The organism is Pseudochrobactrum sp. AO18b (assembly GCF_000409565.1).
GTDB lineage: Bacteria > Pseudomonadota > Alphaproteobacteria > Rhizobiales > Rhizobiaceae > Pseudochrobactrum > Pseudochrobactrum saccharolyticum.
Genome location: NZ_ANNO01000130.1, coordinates 1 through 1,066 on the forward strand (window position 1 = coordinate 1; position 1,066 = coordinate 1,066).

At 40.8% G+C, this 1,066-nt stretch carries 1 protein-coding gene; it reads right to left on the reverse strand.

Annotated features, from left to right (window positions below):
- Nucleotides 1–11: 11 nt before the first annotated feature.
- Nucleotides 12–725: an autoinducer binding domain-containing protein gene (locus tag A918_RS19570; RefSeq protein ID WP_022710089.1), complete on the reverse strand. Its 714-nt coding sequence runs from the start codon at nucleotides 723–725 to the stop codon at nucleotides 12–14.
- Between the last annotated feature and the right edge of the window lie 341 nt (nucleotides 726–1,066).

Consider the following 1,066-nt stretch of genomic DNA (forward strand, 5'->3'; position numbering starts at 1 on the left):
CGTTTTGCATTTCAGAGCAATCCGATCAGATGCGCCTTCATCACCGCATGAACCTTGTTGGAAACAATCAGCTTATTCAGAACATTGTTCATGTGAAAATGCACCGTGCGCGGCGTGATATTGAGTATAATTGAAATATCCTCAGCGGTTTTACCGTCACCGGTCCAGCGCAATATTTCCCGCTCCCGCAGTGTAATAATCTGATCCTCAGTATTATAGGTCTCATCCAGCCGATAAAGATCATAAAATCTTGTGAACAGAGACAGGCTCAACTCACGCAATTCCGGCTCCAGCTCTTTCAACTCGGCTTTGCTGATTGCATCGCTGGTTCGGCTGAAAGACAGAAAGCCGGCAACCGATTGCGGCCCCCAGCAGGACTGCGTAATACCCACAGAATGGCCGTCACGTCTCATTTCCTGCCACAGAATTTTATTCTGCTGATAGAGTTTCTCAGTCCAGACGACCGGCTTGGAAGACCGCATCGCCTGCTGAATTGCGGGATCGGTCAGAATACATTCATTGCGCACATAATAACTGCGCCAGCCTTCAGAATAATTGTCGAAACCCTGAATTTTCGGGCGCGTCAGTGACTGCGGGATACGAAGAACAAAACTGTAATAGTCAAAGCCAAGCCGCACCGCATGACTACTGATAATATCGACAAGTTCAATTTCCTGTACATCTGTTAAATTGACACCATAAAGTATTGGCCGCGATATATTCATCGGAAAAACCTTATCTTATTTTAAAATATCAATAAAAATAAAACAGTATAAAAAATCAGGACAACCAAAGAATAACAATTCAAATAAAAAATGACAATCAATTAGAATAAATTTCACAAAATATGTTCACATCTTAAGAAAGATACAAATATTTAAGAATAACCATGAAAATTTATTGAATAACATAGATTGATAAATCTAATTTTCTAAAAGATGAAAAGCTGCATGAAACGCTTTTTACAAGACGTGACATTTTTGCCATGAGCTTTGACAAGGCGAATGCGACCTTTAACGCCGCTATTCCCGCTAATGATTCTTATTGCGAACCAATAAAAAAACCC